Source organism: Paracoccus haeundaensis (assembly GCF_006239215.1).
GTDB lineage: Bacteria > Pseudomonadota > Alphaproteobacteria > Rhodobacterales > Rhodobacteraceae > Paracoccus > Paracoccus marcusii.
This window is the reverse complement of record NZ_VDDC01000122.1, coordinates 1-581: the sequence shown is the minus strand read 5'-3', so window position 1 is coordinate 581 and position 581 is coordinate 1. Positions and strand designations below refer to the sequence as shown.

General features: G+C 68.2%; 1 protein-coding gene. It reads left to right on the top strand.

The window, feature by feature from the left end:
• Nucleotides 1–54: 54 nt before the first annotated feature.
• A partial coding sequence (mobQ, locus tag FHD67_RS20280; RefSeq protein WP_176695242.1) for a MobQ family relaxase occupies nucleotides 55–581 on the top strand: 527 nt, incomplete at its 3' end.

Sequence of the window (581 nt, the reverse complement as noted above, 5' to 3'; positions counted from 1 at the left end):
GCAAGGGAACACTCGCGTTTCCCTTGAACCCTTGAGCAGAAGTGCGACGCGCGTATGGCGATCTATCATCTCAGGGCTACGATGATCTCCCGCTCTGCCGGGCGCAGCGCCACGGCGGCGGCGGCGTATCGCAGCGCCGAGCTGATCGTGGATCAGCGCACCGGCCTCGCCTTCGACTACCGCGCACGGGGCGGGGTCGATCACGTCGAGACCCTCGCGCCTGCGGATGCCCCGACCTGGGTACAGGACCGGGCGGCGCTGTGGAACGCGGTGGAGCTGGCCGAGACGCGCAAGAACAGCCAGGTCGCCCGTGAGGTCAGGGTAGCCTTACCCTGCGAGCTGGACGCCACGCAGCGGCTGCAGCTCGTCCGCGACTTCTGCCAGCGCGAATTCGTGGACCGGGGCATGGTGGCGGATATCGCCCTGCATGCCCCTGGGCGTGATGGGGACGAGCGTAACCACCATGCCCATATCCTGCTGACCACCCGGGAGATCGGCCCTGACGGGTTCACCACCAAGAACCGGGACTGGAACGCCAAGGAGCTGCTGGAGGGCTGGCGGGAGGCCTGGGCCCGGGACAC